General features: G+C 64.5%; 27 protein-coding genes. 16 read left to right on the top strand and 11 right to left on the bottom strand.

The window, feature by feature from the left end; all coding sequences use genetic code 11:
• Nucleotides 1-2: 2 nt before the first annotated feature.
• On the top strand, nt 3-1,445 hold the full coding sequence (gene tldD / locus LE197_RS21115) for a metalloprotease TldD (RefSeq protein WP_003098866.1): 1,443 nt from the start codon (nt 3-5) through the stop codon (nt 1,443-1,445).
• A 30-nt stretch (nt 1,446-1,475) separates the two neighbouring features.
• On the opposite strand, the gene yjgA is transcribed toward tldD, so the two are convergent.
• On the bottom strand, nt 1,476-2,000 hold the full coding sequence (yjgA, locus tag LE197_RS21110) for a ribosome biogenesis factor YjgA (RefSeq protein WP_003094378.1): 525 nt from the start codon (nt 1,998-2,000) through the stop codon (nt 1,476-1,478).
• 98 nt (nt 2,001-2,098) lie between these two features.
• Between yjgA and pmbA the strand changes: the two genes are divergently transcribed.
• The 6 genes from pmbA to LE197_RS21080 all read left to right on the top strand — a co-directional run bounded on the left by pmbA (nt 2,099) and on the right by LE197_RS21080 (nt 7,412).
• Complete coding sequence (gene pmbA, locus LE197_RS21105) at nt 2,099-3,448, top strand: metalloprotease PmbA (RefSeq protein ID WP_003123305.1); 1,350 nt, start codon at nt 2,099-2,101, stop codon at nt 3,446-3,448.
• Between the two features lie 147 nt (nt 3,449-3,595).
• Nucleotides 3,596-3,991: a hypothetical protein gene (locus LE197_RS21100; protein ID WP_003094374.1), complete on the top strand. Its 396-nt coding sequence runs from the start codon at nt 3,596-3,598 to the stop codon at nt 3,989-3,991.
• A complete protein-coding gene (gene fumC, locus LE197_RS21095; protein WP_023108742.1) occupies nt 3,984-5,360 on the top strand; it encodes a class II fumarate hydratase FumC in 1,377 nt (458 codons plus the stop codon). Before LE197_RS21100 ends, fumC begins: the two co-directional genes overlap by 8 nt.
• A gap of 27 nt (nt 5,361-5,387) precedes the next feature.
• Nucleotides 5,388-5,837 carry a hypothetical protein gene (locus LE197_RS21090; RefSeq protein WP_003094369.1) on the top strand — a complete coding sequence of 150 codons (450 nt, stop codon included), beginning with the start codon at nt 5,388-5,390 and terminating at the stop codon, nt 5,835-5,837.
• 12 nt (nt 5,838-5,849) lie between these two features.
• Nucleotides 5,850-6,461 (top strand): superoxide dismutase, encoded by a 612-nt coding sequence (locus LE197_RS21085; protein ID WP_003098862.1) that lies wholly within the window; start codon nt 5,850-5,852, stop codon nt 6,459-6,461.
• 18 nt (nt 6,462-6,479) lie between these two features.
• Nucleotides 6,480-7,412, top strand: a complete 933-nt coding sequence (locus tag LE197_RS21080) for a ZIP family metal transporter (protein WP_003123303.1) — start codon at nt 6,480-6,482, stop codon at nt 7,410-7,412.
• 96 nt (nt 7,413-7,508) lie between these two features.
• On the opposite strand, the gene LE197_RS21075 is transcribed toward LE197_RS21080, so the two are convergent.
• The 10 genes from LE197_RS21075 to kdsD form a co-directional block, all read right to left on the bottom strand.
• A complete protein-coding gene (locus LE197_RS21075) occupies nt 7,509-7,781 on the bottom strand; it encodes an HPr family phosphocarrier protein (protein ID WP_003094362.1) in 273 nt (90 codons plus the stop codon).
• 29 nt (nt 7,782-7,810) lie between these two features.
• Nucleotides 7,811-8,671, bottom strand: coding sequence for an RNase adapter RapZ (gene rapZ / locus LE197_RS21070; RefSeq protein ID WP_003094361.1), 861 nt, complete (start codon nt 8,669-8,671; stop codon nt 7,811-7,813).
• A 1-nt stretch (nt 8,672) separates the two neighbouring features.
• Nucleotides 8,673-9,137, bottom strand: a complete 465-nt coding sequence (gene ptsN, locus LE197_RS21065; protein WP_003098853.1) for a PTS IIA-like nitrogen regulatory protein PtsN — start codon at nt 9,135-9,137, stop codon at nt 8,673-8,675.
• A 13-nt stretch (nt 9,138-9,150) separates the two neighbouring features.
• Complete coding sequence (hpf, locus tag LE197_RS21060) at nt 9,151-9,459, bottom strand: ribosome hibernation-promoting factor, HPF/YfiA family (protein ID WP_003094359.1); 309 nt, start codon at nt 9,457-9,459, stop codon at nt 9,151-9,153.
• Nucleotides 9,460-9,536: 77 nt separating this feature from the next.
• On the bottom strand, nt 9,537-11,030 hold the full coding sequence (locus tag LE197_RS21055) for an RNA polymerase factor sigma-54 (RefSeq protein ID WP_003094357.1): 1,494 nt from the start codon (nt 11,028-11,030) through the stop codon (nt 9,537-9,539).
• A gap of 225 nt (nt 11,031-11,255) precedes the next feature.
• Nucleotides 11,256-11,981 carry an LPS export ABC transporter ATP-binding protein gene (gene lptB, locus LE197_RS21050; RefSeq protein WP_003094355.1) on the bottom strand — a complete coding sequence of 242 codons (726 nt, stop codon included), beginning with the start codon at nt 11,979-11,981 and terminating at the stop codon, nt 11,256-11,258.
• The gene (lptA, locus tag LE197_RS21045) at nt 11,981-12,508 is read right to left on the bottom strand and encodes a lipopolysaccharide transport periplasmic protein LptA (RefSeq protein ID WP_003120916.1); all 528 of its coding nucleotides are present in this window, start codon (nt 12,506-12,508) and stop codon (nt 11,981-11,983) included. Before lptA ends, lptB begins: the two co-directional genes overlap by 1 nt.
• Nucleotides 12,495-13,067, bottom strand: a complete 573-nt coding sequence (gene lptC, locus LE197_RS21040; protein ID WP_003094353.1) for an LPS export ABC transporter periplasmic protein LptC — start codon at nt 13,065-13,067, stop codon at nt 12,495-12,497. Before lptC ends, lptA begins: the two co-directional genes overlap by 14 nt.
• Before the next feature lie 8 nt (nt 13,068-13,075).
• Nucleotides 13,076-13,615 (bottom strand): KdsC family phosphatase, encoded by a 540-nt coding sequence (locus LE197_RS21035; protein WP_003098849.1) that lies wholly within the window; start codon nt 13,613-13,615, stop codon nt 13,076-13,078.
• Nucleotides 13,615-14,595 carry an arabinose-5-phosphate isomerase KdsD gene (kdsD, locus tag LE197_RS21030; protein ID WP_003094347.1) on the bottom strand — a complete coding sequence of 327 codons (981 nt, stop codon included), beginning with the start codon at nt 14,593-14,595 and terminating at the stop codon, nt 13,615-13,617. Before kdsD ends, LE197_RS21035 begins: the two co-directional genes overlap by 1 nt.
• 413 nt (nt 14,596-15,008) lie before the next feature.
• Between kdsD and LE197_RS21025 the strand changes: the two genes are divergently transcribed.
• From LE197_RS21025 to hisD, 9 genes are all read left to right on the top strand, one after another.
• Nucleotides 15,009-15,818, top strand: coding sequence for an ABC transporter ATP-binding protein (locus LE197_RS21025; protein WP_003094343.1), 810 nt, complete (start codon nt 15,009-15,011; stop codon nt 15,816-15,818).
• Complete coding sequence (gene mlaE, locus LE197_RS21020) at nt 15,818-16,615, top strand: lipid asymmetry maintenance ABC transporter permease subunit MlaE (protein WP_003094341.1); 798 nt, start codon at nt 15,818-15,820, stop codon at nt 16,613-16,615. The genes LE197_RS21025 and mlaE overlap by 1 nt, the downstream gene beginning before the upstream one ends.
• Nucleotides 16,616-17,089: an outer membrane lipid asymmetry maintenance protein MlaD gene (mlaD, locus tag LE197_RS21015; protein WP_003094339.1), complete on the top strand. Its 474-nt coding sequence runs from the start codon at nt 16,616-16,618 to the stop codon at nt 17,087-17,089. It abuts the gene before it with no gap.
• 11 nt (nt 17,090-17,100) lie between these two features.
• Nucleotides 17,101-17,748 carry a phospholipid-binding protein MlaC gene (locus LE197_RS21010; RefSeq protein ID WP_003094337.1) on the top strand — a complete coding sequence of 216 codons (648 nt, stop codon included), beginning with the start codon at nt 17,101-17,103 and terminating at the stop codon, nt 17,746-17,748.
• Entirely contained in the window at nt 17,745-18,053 is a 309-nt protein-coding gene (locus tag LE197_RS21005; RefSeq protein ID WP_003094335.1) for a lipid asymmetry maintenance protein MlaB, read from the top strand. The genes LE197_RS21010 and LE197_RS21005 overlap by 4 nt, the downstream gene beginning before the upstream one ends.
• 116 nt (nt 18,054-18,169) lie before the next feature.
• On the top strand, nt 18,170-18,409 hold the full coding sequence (locus LE197_RS21000; RefSeq protein WP_003094334.1) for a BolA family protein: 240 nt from the start codon (nt 18,170-18,172) through the stop codon (nt 18,407-18,409).
• Between the two features lie 20 nt (nt 18,410-18,429).
• Nucleotides 18,430-19,695 carry a UDP-N-acetylglucosamine 1-carboxyvinyltransferase gene (gene murA, locus LE197_RS20995; protein WP_003094332.1) on the top strand — a complete coding sequence of 422 codons (1,266 nt, stop codon included), beginning with the start codon at nt 18,430-18,432 and terminating at the stop codon, nt 19,693-19,695.
• Between the two features lie 17 nt (nt 19,696-19,712).
• Nucleotides 19,713-20,348, top strand: coding sequence for an ATP phosphoribosyltransferase (gene hisG, locus LE197_RS20990; protein WP_003098837.1), 636 nt, complete (start codon nt 19,713-19,715; stop codon nt 20,346-20,348).
• Between the two features lie 125 nt (nt 20,349-20,473).
• On the top strand, nt 20,474-21,796 hold the full coding sequence (gene hisD / locus LE197_RS20985) for a histidinol dehydrogenase (protein WP_003094326.1): 1,323 nt from the start codon (nt 20,474-20,476) through the stop codon (nt 21,794-21,796).
• The last annotated feature ends 2 nt before the right edge of the window (nt 21,797-21,798 follow it).

Raw genomic sequence — 21,798 nt, 5'->3', positions numbered from 1 at the left:
ATATGAGCGAGTTGTTGTCATCCGTCAGCCAGCAATTGCTGGCCCCCGGTGGTCTGGAACTGGACAGCCTGCCCGGCATTCTTCATGAACTGAACGGCCCGGGCATCGATGCCGCCGACCTGTATTTCCAGAGTCAGGTCTCCGAGTCGTGGATGCTCGAGGACGGCATCGTCAAGGAAGGCAGCTTCAATCTCGACCAGGGTGTCGGGGTACGCGCGCAGTCGGGCGAGAAGACCGGCTTCGCCTATAGCAATGCGATCACCGCCGAGGCGTTGAAACAGGCCGCGGTGGCGGCCCGTTCGATTTCCCGTGCGGGACAGAACGGCAGCGTGCAGGCGTTCAAGGCCGTGGTGCCGGCTCGCCTGTACGCCGGCGAGAACCCGCTGGACGTGCTCAGCCGTGCCGAGAAGGTCGAGTTGCTGAAGCAGATCGACGCCGCTACCCGTGCGCTCGATCCCCGCATCCAGCAGGTCACGGTGAGCATGGCCGGCGTCTGGGAGCAGATCCTGGTAGCGGCCAGCGACGGTTCTCTGGCCGCCGACATTCGTCCGCTGGTGCGTTTCAACGTCAGCGTGATCGTCGAACAGAACGGCCGACGCGAACGCGGCGGCCACGGCGGCGGCGGTCGCACCGACTATCGCTATTTCCTCCAGGAGGATCGCGCCATGGGCTACGCCCGCGAGGCCCTGCGCCAGGCGCTGGTCAACCTCGAGGCGATTCCCGCGCCGGCCGGCACCCTGCCGGTGGTGATGGGCGCGGGATGGTCCGGGGTCCTGCTCCACGAAGCGGTCGGCCACGGCCTGGAGGGCGACTTCAACCGCAAGGGCAGCTCCGCCTACAGCGGCCGGGTCGGCGAAAAGGTCGCCTCGAGCCTGTGCACCATCGTCGACGACGGCACCCTGGCCGGGCGTCGCGGCTCGCTGAGCGTGGATGACGAAGGCACGCCGAGCAACTGCAACGTGCTGATCGAGAACGGCGTGCTCAAGGGCTACATGCAGGACAAGCTCAACGCCCGCCTGATGGGTGTGGCGCGCACCGGTAACGGCCGCCGCGAGTCCTACGCGCACCTGCCGATGCCACGCATGACCAACACCTACATGCTGGCCGGCGAGAGCGATCCGCAGGAAATCATCGCCTCGGTGGAGAAGGGTATCTACTGCGCCAACCTCGGCGGTGGCCAGGTCGATATCACCAGCGGCAAGTTCGTGTTCTCCACCAGCGAGGCCTACCTGATCGAGAACGGCAGGATCACCACCCCGGTGAAAGGCGCCACCCTGATCGGCAACGGTCCGGAAGCGATGAGCCGGGTGTCCATGGTCGGCAACGACCTGGCCCTGGACAGTGGCGTGGGAACCTGCGGGAAGGACGGTCAGTCGGTGCCGGTCGGCGTCGGCCAGCCGACCCTGAAGATCGATGCGATCACCGTCGGCGGCACCGGCGCCTGAGGCATGGCCCGGGCGCCGGCGCGGCGAAACCTAGCGCAGGCCGCGCTTGGTTTCGTCCAGCTCGCGGATGTACTTGAACACTTTGCGTGCGGCGGCCGGCGGTTTGTTGTGCGCGGCCTCGTGCTGGGCGTGGCGGACCAGGCCGCGCAGGTGCTGGCGATCGCACTCGGGGAACTCCCCGACGAAGGCGTCGAGCGCTGCGTCGCCGCCGGCGATCAACTGGTCGCGCCAACGTTCGAGGGCATGGAAACGTTCGTTGTACTGGCGGGTGGAGGAGTCCACCTGGTCGATGAGGGCGACGATGGCGTCCACGTCCTGGTCGCGCATCAGTTTGCCGATGTACTGGATATGCCGTTTGCGGGCGATGTGCGCCTTGTGCTTCGGCGCCTCGAGCAGCGCCTTGCGTAGCGGGTCGGTGAGCGGCAGGCGCTCCAGCAACTGCGGTTGCAGGGTGGTCAGGCGCTCGCCGAGGTCCTGCAGGGCATGCAGCTCGCGTTTGATCTGCGACTTGCTCTTCTCTTCGAATTGCGAGTCGTCGTCGTGAAATTCAGCCATGGTGGTGGTCCAGTGGAAAACGCCGCCATGATAACGAGTCAGGGGCCGCTTGTCCGGCCCGGCCGCGTGGGCGGCCACGTCAACAGGAGAGTCAACAGATGAGTCTACATGCCGCGGCAGTCGGTCCCTCCGTGCTTCCGGACCTTCGCGAGCAGGTCGAGCAGATCATCGCCGAGGCCCGCCGCCAGGGCGCCAGTGCCTGCGAAGTGGCGGTGTCGCTGGAGCAGGGCCTGTCCACCAGCGTGCGCCAGGGCGAGGTGGAAACCGTCGAGTTCAACCGTGACCAAGGTTTCGGCATCACCCTCTACGCAGGCCAGCGCAAGGGCTCGGCGAGCACCTCGGCGACCGGCGAGGCGGCCATCCGCGAGACGGTGGCGGCGGCGCTGGCGATCGCCCGCCATACCTCCGAGGACGAATGCGCCGGTCTCGCCGATGCCGCGTTGATGGCCCGCGAGTTGCCCGAGCTGGACCTCTATCATCCATGGAGCCTGAGCCCCGAGCAGGCCGTGGAACGAGCCCTGGCTTGCGAGGCAGCGGCGTTCGCCGCCGACAAGCGGGTGACCAAGGCCGACGGCACTACCCTGAATACCCACCAGGGTTGCCGGGTATACGGTAACAGCCACGGTTTCATCGGTGGTTACGCCAGCACCCGGCACAGCCTCAGCTGCGTGATGATCGCCGAGGGCGAAGGACAGATGCAGCGTGACTATTGGTATGACGTCAACCGCCGTGGCGAGGCCTTGGCCAGCGCCGAGTCGATCGGCCGGCGCGCCGCCGAGCGCGCCGCCAGCCGACTGGGCGCGCGGCCGGTGCAGACCGCCGAAGTGCCGGTGCTGTTCGCTCCGGAAATCGCTGTTGGCCTGTTCGGCCATTTCCTCGGGGCGATCTCAGGCGGCAGCCTGTATCGCAAGTCATCCTTCCTCGAAGGCGCGCTGGGCCAGCGCCTGTTTCCCGATTGGCTGAGCATCGACGAGCGGCCGCACCTGGTCGGCGCGCTCGGCAGCGCCAGCTTCGATAGCGACGGCCTGGCGACCTATGCCAAGCCATTCGTCGAGAACGGCGAGCTGGTGTCCTATGTCCTGGGCACCTATTCCGGGCGCAAGCTCGGCCTGCCGAGCACGGCCAACGCCGGCGGCGTGCATAACCTGTTCGTCAGCCATGGCGACGAGGACCAGGCCGCTCTCATACGCAGGATGGGGCGTGGCCTGCTGGTCACCGAGTTGATGGGGCAGGGCGTCAACCTGGTGACCGGCGATTATTCCCGCGGCGCCGCCGGCTACTGGGTCGAGAACGGCGAGATCCAGTTCCCGGTCCAGGAAGTCACCATCGCCGCCAACCTGCGCGACCTGTTCCGCCGTATCGTCGCGGTCGGCAAGGACATCGAACGGCGCGGCAACCTGCATACCGGTTCTGTACTGGTCGAGTCGATGATGGTGGCCGGGCGCTGAGGCCGGGTTTCCCTCTATAAAACGCCAGCGCTCGTCGCTGGCGTTTTCGTTTCCGCCTGTTCAATTGTCCGCCTCTATGGGGACCATGCTTGTCTTTTGCCAAGAAGAAAACAATAATCAATCTCATTATCGTCTGGTGAGGTTGCCATGTCCTTCGAGGCGCACGACCCGCAAGCATTGGATCACTGGTACTGGCTGGGCACGCAGATCCGCTGCGCGCTCGATCCCGACGAACCGCGCCTGCTCGACCAGTACCTCGGCGAGGCGCGCTATCTCGCCGGTTGGGAAGGTGTGGCCGCCTGGCCGCTGTTCGAGAAAGCCTACAACCTCCTGCTCGATACCGGTCGCGATCCGATATTGCCCTGGCACTGGCGCAGCCTCTGCCTCGACTACGCCTACCGGCCCCTCTGCGAACTTCAGCGACTGACCACCAACGGCAGCCAGCGACGCCGGCTGCGCCAGCTCTCCGTACGAATGGCCAGGCAGGACCTGGCGCCGTCGATGAGCTTCGATCACCCGCAACAAGGAAACCAAGATGACTGACACCCGCATCGAACGCGACAGCATGGGCGAACTGGCGGTCCCGGCGACCGCCCTCTATGGCGCCCAGACCCAGCGCGCGGTGAACAACTTCCCGGTCAGCGGCCAACGCATGCCCCAGGCCTTCGTCCGCGCCCTGCTGCTGGCCAAGGCCGCGGCGGCGCGGGCGAACGTCTCCCTGCAGCAACTGGATGCACCGATGGGCGAGGAGATCGCCGAGACCTGCCTGCAACTGCTGCAGGAGGACTTCATGCAGCATTTCCCGGTGGATGTGTTCCAGACCGGCTCCGGCACCAGTTCCAACATGAACGCCAACGAAGTGGTGGCGACCCTGGCCAGTCGTCGCCTGGGCGGCAAGGTCAATCCGAACGACCATGTGAACTGCGGGCAGAGCAGCAACGACATCATTCCCTCGACCATCCACATCAGTGCCGCCCTCGAGATCAGCGAACGCCTGCTGCCGGCGCTGCGCCACCTGGAGCAGACTATCCAGAGCAAGGCCGGCGAAGTGCATGCCTATGTGAAGACCGGCCGCACCCACCTGATGGATGCGATGCCGGTACGCATGAGCCAGGTGCTCGGTGGCTGGGCGCAGCAGGTGCGACAGGCCGGCGTGCACATCGAGAGCGTACTTCCTGCCTTGCAGCAGTTGGCACAGGGCGGCACCGCGGTGGGCACCGGGATCAACGCCCATCCGCGGTTCGCCGAACGTTTCAGCCAGGAGCTGAACGACCTGACCGGGCTGGCGTTCCGCCCCGGCGACGACTTCTTCGCCCTGATCGGTTCGCAGGACACCGCGGTCGCTGCGTCCGGCCAGTTGAAGACCCTGGCGGTGACCCTGATGAAGCTGGCCAACGACCTGCGCTGGATGAACTCCGGGCCGCTTGCCGGGCTCGGCGAGATCGAGCTGGAAGCGCTGCAACCAGGCTCCTCGATCATGCCCGGCAAGGTCAACCCGGTGATCCCGGAGGCCACCGCGATGGTCGCCGCCCAGGTGATCGGCAATGACGCCGCCATTGCCGTCGCTGGCCAATCGGGCAACTTCGAACTGAACGTGATGCTGCCGCTGGTGGCGGACAACCTGTTGCACAGCATCCAGTTGCTGGCCAACGTCAGCCGGCTGCTGGCGGACAAGGCCATCGCCAGCTTCAAGGTCAACCAGGGCAAGCTCAGCGAGGCGTTGGCGCGCAACCCGATCCTGGTCACTGCGCTGAACCCGATCATCGGCTACCAGAAGGCTGCGGAAATCGCCAAGCAGGCCTATCGCGAGGGACGGCCGATCATCGATGTGGCGCTGGAAAACACCGATCTGGACCGTGCGCGCCTGGAGGTGTTGCTGGATCCGGAAAAACTCACGGCTGGCGGCCTCTGAGGCCGCCCCACCACTGGAGGTACCGCCATGCGTCATTGGCAACGAACGATCGAACAGGGCAACCGCTGTTTCGTCACCGGCGCATTGATCGATGCGCGTGAGCACTACCTCCATGCCCTGGCCCTGGCCCAGGTGCTGCTGGAACGCTGGGGCGACGCCGACGAGGCGGTGATGGCGTTCGTCATTTCCCATCACAACCTGGCCGACTTGCACCTGCAACTGGAGCAACCGGAGGAGACCGCAGAATACCTGTGCGCCTGCCACGAGCGCCTGTTGCGGGTCAGCGCCGACCAGAAGCTGCCGCTGGCCCTGCGCCAGGCGGCCCAGCATCACAGCCGGCGCACCTATGTCGAACTGCTGTCGTTCATCGGCGAACACGGTGCCTATCCGCGCACAGAGCGCCTGCTCAAGGGACCGCCGAACGCGGAGGTCCGACCCGAGTTCCTCGCTCCGCCCCCCTCACTTCGCTATCACTGACGGAGAGTTTCCATGCCCCACGCCTTGCCGCCCTTGCCTTACGCCTACGATGCCCTGGAACCGCACATCGATGCGCTGACCATGGAGATCCACCACAGCAAGCACCACCAGACCTATGTGAACAACCTGAACGCCGCGCTGGAAGGCACGCCCTATGCCGAGCAGCCGGTGGAAAGTCTGCTGCGGCAACTGGCTGGTCTGCCGGAGAAGCTGCGCACCCCGGTTGTCAACAATGGCGGTGGGCATGCCAACCACTCGCTGTTCTGGACCGTGATGTCGCCCCAGGGCGGTGGCCGTCCCGATGGCGACCTGGGGCGGGCCATCGATGAGCAGCTCGGGGGCTTCGAGGCGTTCAAGGATGCGTTCACCAAGGCTGCGCTGACCCGCTTCGGCAGCGGCTGGGCCTGGCTCAGCGTGACTCCCCAGGGCAGCTTGCTGGTGGAGAGCAGCGGCAACCAGGACAGCCCGCTGATGAACGGCAATACGCCGATCCTCGGCCTGGACGTATGGGAGCACGCCTATTACCTGAAGTACCAGAACCGCCGCCCGGAATACATCGGCGCTTTCTACAACGTGATCGACTGGCGGGAGGTCGCGCGTCGCTATGCGCAAGCCCTGGCCTAGTGTTACCCGTGATGCGAGATGGCTGGCCGGCAGCCTGGCGGTGCGGCGATGAAGGCGTTGCTCCATGGCATCGCCGAAGGTAACGGGCGGACGCTGCGCAACCTGCTGGGCCTGCTGATCTTCATCGGCGGCGGCTACCTGCTCGGCCGCCACGCGCTGTTGCTGGCCGAACTCAACCTGCCGGCGCCCATCGTGCTGGCATTGAAAGGCGGCCTGCTCTGTGCCTTCGGTACCGCTCTCGGGGCGATGCCGGTGCTGGTGGTGAAGACCATGCCGGCGCGCCTGTCGGATGCGCTGCTGGGCTTCGGTGCCGGCGTGATGCTCTCGGCGACGGCCTTCTCGCTGATCATGCCGGCGCTATCCGCGGCCGGCGACCTCGGCTACTCGAAGTTCGGCGCGGGGTTCCTGGTCAGCTTCGGCCTGGCGGTCGGCGTGATGGGGCTGTTCATCCTCGGCCGGCTGATGCCGGACGTCCATCCCGGTTGCGAGGGCGCGCCACTGTCCGGTGGCATTCCCCCGCGCATCCTGCTGTTCGTCACGGCCATCGTCCTGCACAACATCCCCGAAGGCATGGCGGTTGGCGTGTCGGCCGGTGCCGGCCTGGACGAGGCGAACGGCCTCGCCCTGGGCATCGCTCTGCAGGATGTGCCGGAAGGTCTGGTGGTGGCGCTGGTGCTGGCCGGAGTCGGTATGTCGCGTTTCAAGGCGATGCTGGTCGGTGCCGCGTCGGGCCTGGTCGAGCCGCTGTTCGCGGTGCTCTGCGCCTGGCTGGTCGGCCTCTCCGCGCTGCTCCTGCCCTGGGGGCTGGCCGCCGCGGGGGGAGCGATGCTCTTCGTGGTCACCCACGAGATCATTCCCGAGTCCCACCGCCAGGGACATGCCGCCGAGGCTACGCTGGGCCTGGTGTTCGGTTTCTGCCTGATGATGGTGCTGGATACCGCGCTGGGCTAGGGGATTCATCCGACCCGCGCTGAATTGACGCCGGCCGCAATCGCCGGAAAGGAAAAGCCGCCAGTTGGCGGCTTTTTCGTTGTCGCTGGGAAGAGCCTACTCGCCCTCGTCGAACCTGTTGTTGATCAGTTCGACCAGCGCGTTCAACGCCTCGTCTTCCTGTTCGCCTTCGGTATGCAGGTGCAGGTTGGTGCCCTTGCCGGCAGCCAGCATCATCACGGCCATGATGCTCTTGCCGTCGACGCAGCTTTCAGGATTGCGGCCGACCCGGACCTGGCAAGGGTAGCGCCCCGCGACGCCGACGAACTTGGCCGCCGCGCGGGCGTGCAGACCGAGCTTGTTGATGATGGTGATCTCGAGGGCGGGCATCTTGGGGAGTCTGTCCTTCTTGTTATGGGCTAGCTGCTGAGATCGCGGTGGCGAATCTGCACGTTCTTCAGGGAATCCCTGAGTGCAGCGCCAATCCGCTCGGCGAGGTAGACCGAACGATGGTGCCCGCCGGTACAGCCTATCGCAACTGTTACATATGAGCGGTTACTGGCGGCGAAGCGCGGCAGCCATTTGTTCAGGTAGCCGACGATGTCCTGGTACATTTCCTCGACGTCCGGCTGGGCGGCCAGATACTCGCGGACTTCCGGCTCCAGCCCCGAATGATCGCGCAACTCGGGCTTCCAGTAGGGGTTCGGCAGGCAGCGCACATCGAACACCAGGTCGGCGTCGACTGGCATGCCGCGCTTGAAGCCAAAGGATTCGACGAGGAACGCGGTGCCGGGCTCCGGCTTGTTCAACAGGCGCAGTTTGATGGTGTCGCGCAGCTGATAGAGGTTGAGGCTGGTGGTGTCCAGCTTCAGGTCGGCGAGGTCGGCGATCGGTCCGAGCAATTGGCTCTCGTCGCCAATCGCCTCCGCCAGCGAACGGGTGTCGGTGGTCAGCGGGTGGCGCCGGCGGGTTTCCGAGAATCGTTTGAGCAGCGTCTCGTCGTCGGCGTCGAGATACAGCACATCGCAGTTGATGTGGTTGTCCCGCACTTCCTGCAACAGTTCGGGGAAGCGCTGCAACTGGCTGGGCAGGTTGCGGGCGTCGATCGACACCGCCACCTGTGGCTGCAGTAGCTCCGTGTGCAACAGGGCGCGCTGCGCCAGGTCGGGAAGCAGGCTGGCGGGAAGGTTGTCGATGCAATAGAAGCCGTTGTCTTCGAGGACGTTCAGGGCGGTGCTCTTGCCCGAGCCCGAGCGGCCACTGACGATGATCAGGCGCATGTCATTGCCCGTTCTGTACGTCTACCACGATCTGATAAAGCGCTTCGGCGGTGGGAGCGCTGCGCAGGCGGTCGCGTACGTCGGCACGGTCGAGCATGGCGGCGATCTGCCGGAGCAGTTCGAGATGTTCTTCGGTCGCGGCCTCCGGTACCAGCAGGACGAAGAGCAGGTCGACCGGCGCGCCGTCCAGCGCGTCGAAGTCCACGGGAGCATCCAGGTGCAGCACGGCGCTGATGGGGCTCTGGCAGCCAGACAGGCGGCAGTGCGGAATGGCGATGCCATTGCCGAAGCCGGTGGAACCGAGTTTTTCCCGGGCCACCAGGTTTTCGAAGATGGTCTGGGCGTCGAACTCCGGCAGCTCCCTGGCTACCAGGTTGGCGATTTGTTCGAGTACGCGTTTCTTGCTGCCGCCCGGCACGTTCACGAGGGAACGGCCGGGGGTCAGGATTTGCTCAAGTCGGATCATAGGGGAGGGGAGATCAGCGGGCGCCTACGCCTTGCTGCCGTTCGAGATACTTCTCTTTGTGTTTGATCAGTTGACGGTCGAGTTTGTCGATCAGCAGGTCGATGGCCGCGTACATGTCCTCATGTTCCGCATTGGCTACGATCTCGCCACCGGCGATGCGCAGGGTGGCTTCGATCTTCTGCTTCAGTTTCTCGACCTCCATGATCACCTGAACATTGGTGATCTTGTCGAAATGGCGCTCCAGACGGCTCAGTTTCTCGCCGACATAGTCGCGCAGGGCGTCGGTCACATCCAGTTGATGGCCACTGATGTTGACTTGCATACCGCGTTCTCCTTGTTGCCCGTGTGTAAGTGGCAGGTTAGCAACCTGCCTCCGGAACACCTTGGCGTGGATCAACGTCACACCAGTCGCTTGCGCTCGCTCGAAGGGGCTATGCCCAGGGATTCGCGGTATTTGGCGACGGTGCGGCGAGCCACTTGAATGCCCTGTGCCTCCAGTAAACCAGCGATCTTGCTGTCGCTCAATGGCTTTTTCGCATTTTCCGCGGCCACCAGTTTCTTGATGATCGCGCGGATCGCGGTGGACGAGCATTCCCCGCCTTCGGCGGTACTGACGTGACTTGAAAAGAAATATTTCAGCTCGAAAATGCCGCGCGGCGTATGCATGTATTTCTGCGTGGTGACCCGCGAAATGGTCGATTCGTGCATGCCCACCGCTTCGGCGATGTCGTGCAGGACCAGCGGCTTCATGGCTTCTTCGCCGTAGTCGAGGAAACCGCGCTGGTGCTCGACGATCTGGGTGGCGACCTTCATCAGCGTTTCGTTGCGGCTCTGCAGGCTCTTGATGAACCAGCGGGCTTCCTGCAACTGGTTGCGCATGAAGGTATTGTCGGCGCTGCTGTCGGCGCGGCGGACCATGCCGGCGTAGGTGGCGTTGACGCGCAGGCGCGGCATCGCCTCCTGGTTCAGCTCGACCAGCCAGCGCTCGTTGTCCTTGCGCACGATGACGTCGGGGACGATGTATTCGGCTTCGCTCGATTCGATCTGCGAACCGGGCCGGGGATGCAGGCACTGGATCAGCTCGATGACCTGGCGCAGTTCGTCTTCCTTGAGCTTCATGCGCCGCATCAATTGGCTGTAGTCGCGGCCGCCGAGCAGGTCGAGGTAGTCGGATACCAGGCGCAGCGCTTCGTTCAGCCAGGGCGTGGTGGACGGCAACTGGCGCAGTTGCAGCAGCAGGCACTCGCGCAGGTTGCGGGCGCCGATGCCGGCGGGTTCCAGTTGCTGGATGCGGCGCAGCACGACTTCCACTTCGTCGAGTTCGACGTCCAGTTCCGGATCGATGGCGGCGAGGATTTCTTCGAGGGACTCTTCGAGATAGCCATCGTTGTTGATGCTATCGATGATGGTCACCGCGATCATCCGATCGGTGTCCGACATCGGTGCCAGGTTGACCTGCCAGAGCAGGTGGCTGTGCAGGCTCTCGCCGCTGCTGGTGCGCGCGGTGAAGTCCCATTCGTCATCGTCGTTGCTGGGCAGGCTGCTGGCGCTGGTCTGGTAGATGTCTTCCCAGGCGGTATCCACCGGCAACTCGCTGGGTATGCGTTCGCTCCACTGGTCGTCGTCGAGGCTTTCGACGCTGGGCGTGGCGCTTTCCTGGAGAGGGCTCTCCTGGGGCGCGCTGGCCGCCTGTTCGGCGCCATCGGCGAGAGGGTCGCTGTTGTCGAAATCGTCGCCGTCTTCCTGGCGTTCGAGCATGGGATTGGATTCCAGCGCTTCCTGGATTTCCTGCTGGAGGTCCAGGGTGGATAGCTGGAGGAGGCGTATGGCCTGTTGCAGCTGCGGCGTCATCGTCAGCTGCTGGCCCATCTTGAGGACTAGCGATGGTTTCATGGCTGAGGGCTTAGTACCTTATTCGCTGGTACCGGATGGCACCATCCACTACTACGGGTGCCGAGGTGGCGGCACCGCCAGGAAGCAAATTATATGCCTGAATTTTCGTACTTTGCCTAGGGTTGCTCTGAATAAATCATCCGCTCCAGGCGGCACTCGCGGTTGCGAAACCGCGGGCGAGCGGAACCGCTCCGGCGAGGCCGGAGGGCGCGCTAGGAGATTTCTTCAGAGGCGGAACTCGTGCCCCAGGTAGACTTCCTTGACCAGGTCGTTGGCGAGGATGCTCTCGGCATCCCCCTCCGCGATCAACTGCCCATCATTGACGATATACGCCGTTTCACAGATGTCCAGGGTCTCGCGGACGTTGTGGTCGGTGATGAGGATGCCGATACCCTTCGCCTTGAGGTGATGGATGATCTGCTTGATGTCGCCGACCGAGATCGGGTCCACGCCGGCGAAGGGCTCGTCGAGGAGGATGAATTTCGGCGCGCTGGCCAGGGCGCGGGCGATTTCCACCCGGCGTCGTTCGCCGCCGGACAGGCTCATGCCGAGGTTGTCGCGGATGTGGTGGATGTGGAATTCCTGCAGCAGGCCTTCCAGGGCTTCCTTGCGACCGTTGCGATCGAGGTCGCTGCGGGTCTCGAGGATCGCCATGATGTTGTCGGATACCGACAGCTTGCGGAAGATCGAGGCTTCCTGCGGCAGGTAGCCGATGCCGGCCCGGGCGCGCCCGTGCATCGGCAGGTGGGTGACGTTCTGCTCGTCGATGCGGACCACGCCCTGGTCGGCCTGGACCAGGCCGACGATCATGTAGAAGCAGGTGGTCTTGCCGGCACCGTTCGGACCGAGCAGGCCGACGATCTGCCCGCTATCGATGGACATGCTGACGTCGCGGACGACTTGCCGGCCTTTATAGCTTTTGGCCAGGTGCTGGGCTTTGAGCGTTGCCATTACTGGGCCTTTTTCTTCGGCTGGATGACCATGTCGATGCGCGGGCGCGGGCTGGTCACCTGGGAGCCGGTGGCACGACCCGCGTTGACGATCTGGCGCTGGGTGTCGTAGACGATCTTCTCGCCTTCGAAGGTGTTGCCTTCCTGGATCACCTTGGCCTGGTCGATCAGCACGACCCGGTTCTGCGTGACGAAGTACTGGATGGTCAGGCCATAGGCCTTGGTCACGTCCTTGTCCGGAGCGGGTTTCTGCTCGTAGTAGGCAGGCTTGCCGACCGAGGTCACGACCTCGATGTCGCCGTTCTTGTCCTGCTTCAGGGTCACGGTGTTGCCGGTCAGCTTGGTGCTGCCCTGGGTCACCACGACGTCGCCGCGGTAGACCGCGACGCCCTGCTTGTCGTCCAGTTCGGCGCTGTCGGCCTGGACGCGGATCGGTTGTTCGCGGTCCGAAGGCAGGGCCAAGGCCATGGAGCTGCCGAGGGCGGCAGTCAGACCGAAAATAAGGGGGAGGGTATTAACGAACCTCATGCTGACCTCTTACGTTGGACAGCAGGTGCATCCGGCTGTCTTTCAGATACGCTTTCATTCCAACAGCCGTCGTCACTCCATTGGCCGCGTCGATTTTAACGGCTTGCTCGGTCTGTGCATAATTCTTGTCGGGGAATACGGTCAGCCGAGTGGTGGTCAGGATGCTTGGTTGGCCCTTGGCATCGGTACGTGCGACGCGCACGTCGTCGATGAGTTCGACCTCCTTGCCTTTCGGTCCGACTTCGGCGCGGGCGCTCTGGATGTGCCAGGGTTGCACGTTGCCACGGAAGAGCAGCAGGTCGGGGGTGGTGACGAAAGTGATGTCCGTGGCTTTCTGGTGCTCCAGCTTCACCGCGGTCATCTCGTAGTCGAGGCTGCCGTCCTCCTGGTACTGGAGGCTATGGGCATTCTCGGCATAGTAGTCGATGGTGTTGTCCTGGCCGGGGCGGGTCGGCTGTTCGTTGAACAGCTCGAGCCCGACGTTCCAGTAGTAGCCCGCGACGATCAGCAACAGGGCGATCAGGGCGAGCAGCAGTTTCTGGCGTAGTGTCTTCGGCATGGTCGGCTCTACAGATAGGCGCCCTGGGCGGCTTCGAGCGTACCCTGGGCGCGCATGATCAGTTCGCAGAACTCGCGGGCGGCGCCTTCGCCGCCGCGGGCCGCGGTGACGCCATGGGCATGCTGGCGCACGAACGGGTCGGCACTGGCTACCGCCATGCCCAGGCCGACGCGGCGGATCACCGGCAGATCGGGCAGGTCGTCGCCAAGGTAGGCGACTTGCTCATAGCCTAGTCCGAGTTCGCCGAGAAGTTCGTCGAGGACGGCGAGCTTGTCTTCCCGGCCCTGATAGAGATGCTGGATGCCCAGGTTGCGCGCGCGCCGTTCGACCACCGGAGTGTCGCGGCCGGTGATGATGGCGGTGCGCACGCCGGAGGCGATGAGCATCTTGATGCCATGTCCGTCCAGGGTGTTGAAGGTCTTGAACTCGCTGCCGTCGACGAGGAAATACAGCTTGCCGTCGGTCAGCACGCCGTCGACGTCGAAGATCGCCAGGCGTATCCGGCTGGCCCGGACCGGGAGTTCCGCGGCCGAATGGGTATCGCTCATTACATCACTCCTGCGCGCAACAGGTCGTGCATGTTCAGGGCGCCGACCGGACGGTCGTCCGCGTCGACCACCACCAGTGCGCCGATCTTGTTGTCTTCCATGATCTTCAGGGCTTCCGCGGCGAGGATCTCGGCGCGGACGGTCTTGCCGTGGACGGTCATCACCTGGTCGATGGTGACCTGGCGGACGTCGATGCCCCGATCCAGGGCGCGACGCAGGTCGCCATCGGTGAAAATGCCGGCAAGCTTGCCATGTTCGTCGAGCACTACGGTCATGCCCAGGCCCTTGCGGGTCATTTCCATCAGCGCGCCGGTCAGCGAGGTGCCGAGCAGCACCTGCGGCAGCCCTTCGCCGACGTGCATGACGTCTTCCACCTTCAGCAGCAGTCGGCGGCCCAGCGCACCGCCCGGGTGCGAGAAGGCGAAGTCTTCCGCGGTAAAGCCGCGGGCTTCGAGCAGGGCGATCGCCAGGGCGTCGCCGAGGACCAGGGTTACGGTGGTGGAGGAGGTCGGGGCCAGGTTCAGTGGGCAGGCTTCCTGGCCGACACTGGCGTCCAGGTTCACTTCCGCAGCCTTGGCCAGGGGCGACTCGGGGTTACCGGTCATGCTGATCAGGGTGATGCCCAGGCGCTTGATCAGAGGCAACAGGGTGACGATTTCGGCAGTCGAGCCGGAGTTGGACAGGGCGAGGACCACGTCGTCCTTGGTGATCATGCCCATGTCGCCATGGCTGGCCTCGGCCGGATGCACGAAGAAGGAGGGGGTGCCGGTGCTGGCCAGGGTAGCGGCGATCTTCTTGCCGATGTGACCGGACTTGCCCATGCCGACGACGACGACCCGGCCCTTGCCGGCCAGCAGCAGTTCGCAGGCCTTGACGAAATCGTCGCCAATCCGCGCCAGCAGGCTGTCTACCGCGTCGCGCTCGAGGCCGATGGTGCGCTGGGCGGAATGGATGAAATCGAGGTTCTGGCTCATGTTCAACGAATGTGGCGCCTGGATTAAAGGCGGGATTATAACGGGAAAGCGTGCCCCGCTTACACCAGCCATGCTGTGAAGTCGGTCCGCATCCCCCGCGGCGCAATGTTGTATGGACTGCAATGCTCTGTTACGCCGCCGTTATCTGCACTCCGCGCTATGACTGCATAAATGTCGATATATTCGACGTCGACGCGATTTTTTTCTGTCCGTAGTGAACCTGAAGTGTGCGATATGTCCTAAAGGGCTGAGAGAACGCTCCGAACAAGCTGAATCCAAGCTGAACGGCACGGTGCCAGGCCTTGGGCCAGAACCCGCCGCAGTGCTATAGTCCGCGCCCATTCGACCCCTCCGGGATGCGTGCCTTTGCAACGGGGCAAGGCGTCCAGCATGGACGGGTCGCATCGCAAGGAGTCCTGATGAGCACCGATAGTGCCTACGCGGTCGAGTTGAAGGGCCTGACCTTCAAGCGCGGATCGCGGGCGATTTTCGACAACATCGATGTGCGTATCCCGCGCGGAAAGGTGACCGGCATCATGGGCCCGTCCGGTTGCGGCAAGACCACGTTGCTGCGGCTGATCGCCTCCCAGTTGCGTCCTTCGAAGGGGGAGGTCTGGGTCAACGGGCAGAACCTGCCGCAGCTTTCGCGCGGCGACCTGTTCGACATGCGCAAGCAGTTCGGCGTGCTGTTCCAGAGCGGGGCGCTGTTCACCGATCTCGACGTCTTCGAGAACGTCGCGTTTCCGCTGCGCGTGCATACCCAGCTGCCGGAAGAGATGATCCGCGACATCGTCCTGATGAAGCTTCAGGCCGTCGGCCTGCGCGGCGCCGTGGAACTGATGCCGGACGAGCTTTCCGGCGGCATGAAGCGCCGCGTCGCCCTGGCCCGGGCGATCGCCCTGGACCCGCAGATCCTGCTCTACGACGAGCCGTTCGTGGGGCAGGATCCGATCGCCATGGGCGTCCTGGTGCGCCTGATCCGCCTGCTCAACGATGCCCTCGGCATCACCAGCATCGTGGTTTCCCATGACCTGGCCGAGACCGCCAGCATCGCCGACTACATCTATATCGTCGGCGACGGCCGGGTACTTGGCCACGGGACGCCGGACGTCCTCAAGGAAACCGACGATCCTCGTATCCGCCAGTTCGTCAAGGGAATCCCGGATGGTCCCGTTCCGTTCCATTATCCGGCCCGCGACTACCGGGCCGACCTGCTGGGAGAGCGCTGATGCGTAGAGTCTCTCCCCTCGAACGTATCCGGCTGTTCGGCCGCGCCGGCCTGGACGTGGTCGCCGCGCTCGGCCGCTCGACCCTGTTCCTCGGCCACGCCCTGCTCGGCCGGCGCACGCCAGGCACCGGTTTGCACCTGCTGGTGAAGCAACTCTACTCGGTAGGCGTGCTGTCGCTGGCGATCATCGTCGTCTCGGGCCTGTTCATTGGCATGGTGCTGGCCCTGCAGGGCTACAACATCCTGATTTCCTATGGTTCCGAGCAGGCGGTCGGGCAGATGGTGGCCCTGACCCTGCTGCGCGAACTGGGGCCGGTGGTGACCGGCCTGCTGTTCGCCGGCCGTGCCGGCTCTGCGCTTACCGCGGAAATCGGCAACATGAAGGCCACCGAACAGCTTTCCAGCCTGGAAATGATCGGTGTCGACCCGCTCAAGTACATCGTCGCGCCGCGCCTGTGGGCCGGTTTCATCTCCATGCCGCTGCTCGCCGCGATCTTCAGCGTGGTCGGCATCTGGGGTGGGGCGATGGTCGCGGTCGACTGGCTGGGCGTATACGAGGGGTCGTTCTGGGCGAACATGCAGAACAGCGTGCAGTTCACCGAGGATGTGCTCAACGGCGTGATCAAAAGTATCGTATTCGCCTTCGTGGTGACCTGGATCGCGGTCTACCAAGGCTACGACTGCGAGCCGACCTCGGAAGGAATCAGCCGGGCGACGACCCGGACCGTGGTCTATGCCTCCCTGGCGGTGCTGGGGCTCGACTTCATTCTGACTGCTTTGATGTTTGGAGATTTCTGAATGCAAACCCGCACCCTGGAAATCGGTGTCGGCCTGTTCCTCCTGGCCGGCCTGCTGGCCCTGTTGCTGCTGGCCCTGCGGGTCAGCGGCCTGAGCGTGGGCAACGCCGGCGATACCTACAAGGTCTACGCCTACTTCGACAACATCGCCGGTGTTACCGTGCGCGGCAAGGTCACCCTGGCCGGCGTGACGATCGGCAAGGTGACGGCGGTCGACCTGGATCGCGACAGCTACACTGGTCGCGTGACCATGGAGATCAACCAGAACGTGAACAACCTGCCGGTCGATTCCACGGCGTCGATCCTGACCGCCGGCCTGCTGGGCGAGAAATACATCGGCATCAGCGTCGGCGGCGACGAGGACGTTCTGAAGGACGGCAGCACCATCCACGACACCCAGTCGGCGCTGGTGCTGGAAGACCTGATCGGCAAGTTCCTGCTGAACTCGGTTAACAAAGACGAAGCCAAAAAGTGAGGTTTTCTTCCATGCTGACTCTTCTGCGTCGCGGCCTGCTGGTGTTCCTGGCGGCTTTCCCGCTGCTTTCCATGGCGGCGCCGACCCCGCAACAGGTGGTGCAGGGCACGGTCGACGAACTGCTTTCCGACATCAAGGCCAACAAGGCCGCCTACAAGGCCGATCCGCAAAAGCTCTACGCCACTCTCGACCGTATCCTTGGGCCGGTGGTCGATGCCGAAGGCATCGCCAAGAGTGTGATGACCGTCAAGTACTCGCGCCAGGCCTCACCCGAGCAAATCAAGCGCTTCGAGGAAGTGTTCAAGAACAGCCTGATGCAGTTCTACGGCAACGCGCTGCTCGAATACGACAACCAGGACATCCGCGTGCTGCCTAGTTCGGCCAAGCCGAGCGACGATCGCGCCAGCGTCAACATGGAGATCCGTGACAGCAAGGGCACGGTCTATCCGGTCTCCTACACCATGACCAACCTGGCCGGTGGCTGGAAGGTCCGCAACGTGATCATCAACGGCATCAACATCGGCAAGCTGTTCCGCGACCAGTTCGCCGACACCATGCAGAAGAACCGCAACGACCTCGAGAAGACCATCGCCGGCTGGGGCGAGGTGGTCGCCAAGGCCAAGGAAACCGCGAAAGCGGAAGAGGCCGGGGCGAAATGAGCCAGGCCAGCCTGCGCGAAGGCGCGGCCGGCGAACTGCAGCTCGCCGGCGTGCTCGACTACAGCAGCGGGCCGGCGTTGCGCGAGCAGGGCGGTCGGCTGATTCGCGCCAGCCAGGCGGCGGAACTGGTCGTCGACTGCTCGGCGGTGGAGCGCTCCAGCAGCGTGGGCATTTCCCTGTTGCTGGCCTTCATGCGCGACGCACGCAAGGCCGGCAAGGTCCTGAGCGTCAGGGCGTTGCCGGACGACATGCGGGAGATTGCCAAGGTCAGCAGCCTTCTGGAGATCCTGCCTTTGCAGGAATGACCGGCCGGCGGAACGAGCGGCCCTCCGTCTGCGCGTCCCTTCCTGGGGTTCGCAGGCGGAGGGCTTTTTTGTATGATGGCCGACCGTGCGCGTAGGGCGCCCGATTGAGGTTGAGCATGCAGGCCGAAGACGTTAAGAGCCTTCTCCAGGAAAAACTCCCCGGCACCCAGGTGGAAGTCGAGGGCGAAGGGTGCAATTTCCAACTGAATCTGATCAGCGACGAACTGGCCGGCCAGAGCCCGGTCAAGCGTCAGCAGCAGGTCTACGCCCATTTGAACGCCTGGATCGCCGATGGCAGCATCCATGCCGTCACCATGAAATTCTTCAGCCGCGCCGCCTGGGCCGAGCGTTCCTGAGCCCACGGGGGATCATTGCAATGGATAAACTGATTATTACCGGCGGTAACCGCCTCGATGGCGAAATCCGCATTTCCGGCGCGAAGAACTCGGCGCTGCCGATCCTGGCCGCGACCCTGCTGGCCGATACTCCGGTCACCGTCTGCAACCTGCCGCACCTGCACGACATTACCACCATGATCGAACTGTTCGGCCGCATGGGCGTGCAGCCGATCATCGACGAGAAGCTCAACGTCGAAGTCGATGCCAGCAGCATCAAAACCCTGGTCGCGCCGTACGAACTGGTGAAGACCATGCGTGCCTCGATCCTGGTGCTGGGCCCGATGCTGGCGCGCTTCGGCGAGGCCGAAGTGGCCCTGCCGGGCGGTTGCGCGATCGGTTCGCGTCCGGTCGACCTGCATATCCGCGGTCTCGAGGCCATGGGCGCGCAGATCGAGGTCGAAGGCGGCTACATCAAGGCCAAGGCGCCGGCCGGCGGCCTGCGTGGCGGTCACTTTTTCTTCGATACCGTCAGCGTGACCGGCACCGAGAACCTGATGATGGCTGCCGCGCTGGCCAACGGCCGTACCGTGCTGCAGAACGCCGCTCGCGAGCCGGAGGTGGTCGACCTGGCCAACTGCCTGAACGCCATGGGCGCCAACGTCCAGGGCGCTGGCTCCGATACCATCGTCATCGAAGGCGTGAAGCGCCTCGGCGGTGCTCGCTACGACGTACTGCCCGACCGTATCGAGACCGGCACCTACCTGGTGGCCGCGGCCGCGACCGGTGGCCGGGTGAAGCTGAAGGATACCGACCCGACCATCCTCGAGGCGGTCCTGCAGAAGCTGGAAGAGGCCGGTGCCCACATCAGCACCGGCAGCAACTGGATCGAGCTGGACATGAAGGGCAACCGGCCGAAGGCGGTCAACGTGCGTACCGCGCCGTACCCGGCGTTCCCCACCGACATGCAGGCCCAGTTCATCTCCATGAACGCGGTAGCCGAAGGCACCGGCGCGGTCATCGAGACGGTCTTCGAGAACCGCTTCATGCATGTTTACGAAATGAACCGCATGGGCGCGCAAATCCTCGTCGAAGGCAACACCGCCATCGTCACCGGCGTACCCAAGCTCAAGGGTGCTCCGGTCATGGCGACCGACCTGCGCGCATCCGCGAGCCTGGTGATCGCCGGCCTGGTGGCCGAAGGCGACACCCTGATCGATCGCATCTACCACATCGACCGTGGCTACGAGTGCATCGAAGAGAAACTCCAGCTGCTCGGCGCCAAGATCCGCCGCGTACCGGGCTAGCGGAGGCTGTCGCGCAAATGCTGACCATCGCCTTGTCCAAGGGCCGGATTCTCGACGATACCCTGCCGCTGCTCGCAGCGGCGGGCATCGTACCGTCGGAGAACCCGGACAAGAGCCGCAAGCTGATCATCCCGACGTCCCTGTCCGATGTGCGCCTGCTCATCGTGCGCGCCACCGACGTGCCGACCTATGTCGAGCATGGCGCCGCCGATCTCGGCGTGGCCGGCAAGGACGTGCTGATGGAGTACGGCGGCCAGGGACTCTACGAACCGCTGGACCTGCGTATCGCCAACTGCAAGCTGATGACCGCCGGCGCCATTGGCGCGCCTGAACCCAAGGGACGCCTGCGGGTGGCCACCAAGTTCGTCAATGTCGCCAAGCGCTACTACGCCGAGCAGGGCCGCCAGGTCGACGTGATCAAGCTGTACGGCTCGATGGAGCTGGCGCCGCTGGTCGGTCTCGCCGACAAGATCATCGACGTCGTGGATACCGGCAATACCCTGCGCGCCAACGGCCTGGAGCCCCAGGAACTGATCGCCACGATCAGCTCGCGCCTGGTGGTCAACAAGGCCTCGATGAAGATGCAGCACGGTCGCATCCAGTCGCTGATCGATACCCTGCGCGACGCCGTCGAGGCGCGACACCGTCACTGATACCCGTGCGGCTCCGCGCCGCACCTGCCTATCCGTGTCATAGCCAAATTTTCTCGGGTGCCCGCACGGTGGGCTTGGTAGTCTAGCGGCGCCCGAGACAACGCCATCCATAAAAGAGGCTCGCTATGACCGCTCCCTTCGCTATCCGTCGACTCAATGCCGCTGATCCGGACTTCGGGCGTCATCTGGATCATCTGCTGAGCTGGGAAAGTGTCTCCGACGATTCGGTCAACCAGCGCGTCCTCGACATCATCGCCGCCGTACGCAGCCGTGGCGACGCCGCCGTGGTCGAGTTCACCCAGCGCTTCGACGGTCTCCAGGCCGCCTCGATGGCCGACCTGATCCTGCCGCGCGAGCGCCTGGAGCTGGCTCTCACACGTATCACCGTAGCCCAGCGCGAAGCCCTGGAAGTCGCCGCCGAGCGCGTGCGCAGCTACCACGAGAAGCAGAAGCAGGGTTCCTGGCGCTACACCGAGGCCGACGGCACGGTGCTCGGCCAGCAGGTCACCCCGCTGGACCGCGCCGGGCTCTATGTGCCGGGCGGCAAGGCGTCCTACCCGTCCTCGGTGCTGATGAATGCGATCCCGGCCAAGGTCGCCGGGGTGTCCGAAGTGGTCATGGTCGTACCGACCCCGCGCGGCGAGATCAACGAGATCGTCCTCGCCGCCGCCTGCATCGCCGGCGTCGACCGTGTCTTCACCATCGGCGGGGCACAGGCCGTGGCCGCGTTGGCCTACGGCACCGAAAGCGTGCCGCGGGTGGACAAGATCGTCGGCCCCGGCAACATCTACGTGGCCACCGCCAAGCGTCACGTGTTCGGCCAGGTCGGCATCGACATGATCGCCGGTCCCTCGGAAATCCTCGTGGTCTGCGACGGCCAGACCGATCCCGACTGGATCGCCATGGACCTGTTCTCCCAGGCCGAACACGACGAAGACGCCCAGTCGATCCTGGTCAGTCCGGACGCGGCGTTCCTGGACCGCGTCGCGGACAGCATCGCTCGCCTGCTGCCGACCATGGAGCGCGCCGAGATCATCCGCACCTCCCTGGAGGGGCGCGGCGCGCTGATCCAGGTCGCCGACCAGGCCCAGGCCTGTGCGGTCGCCAACCGCATCGCTCCGGAACACCTGGAGCTGTCGGTGGCCGATCCGGAAAGCTGGCTGCCGGAGATCCGCCATGCCGGCGCGATCTTCATGGGCCGCTACACTGCCGAGGCCCTGGGCGACTATTGCGCCGGCCCGAACCACGTGCTGCCGACCTCCGGTACCGCGCGTTTCTCTTCGCCGCTGGGGGTATATGACTTCCAGAAGCGTTCGTCGATCATCAACTGCTCGGCCGAGGGCGCTTCGGTCCTCGGTCGTACCGCCTCGGTGCTGGCTCGCGGCGAGTCGTTGACCGCCCACGCGCGTAGTGCCGAATACCGCATCCTCGACGAGAAGGAGGCCTGAGC

Origin of the sequence: Pseudomonas sp. PS1(2021) (assembly GCF_020405165.1) — a bacterium.
GTDB classification, from domain to species: domain Bacteria; phylum Pseudomonadota; class Gammaproteobacteria; order Pseudomonadales; family Pseudomonadaceae; genus Pseudomonas; species Pseudomonas aeruginosa.
Note: the sequence above shows the minus strand (reverse complement) of the source record. Positions and strands in the feature narration are given on the sequence as shown.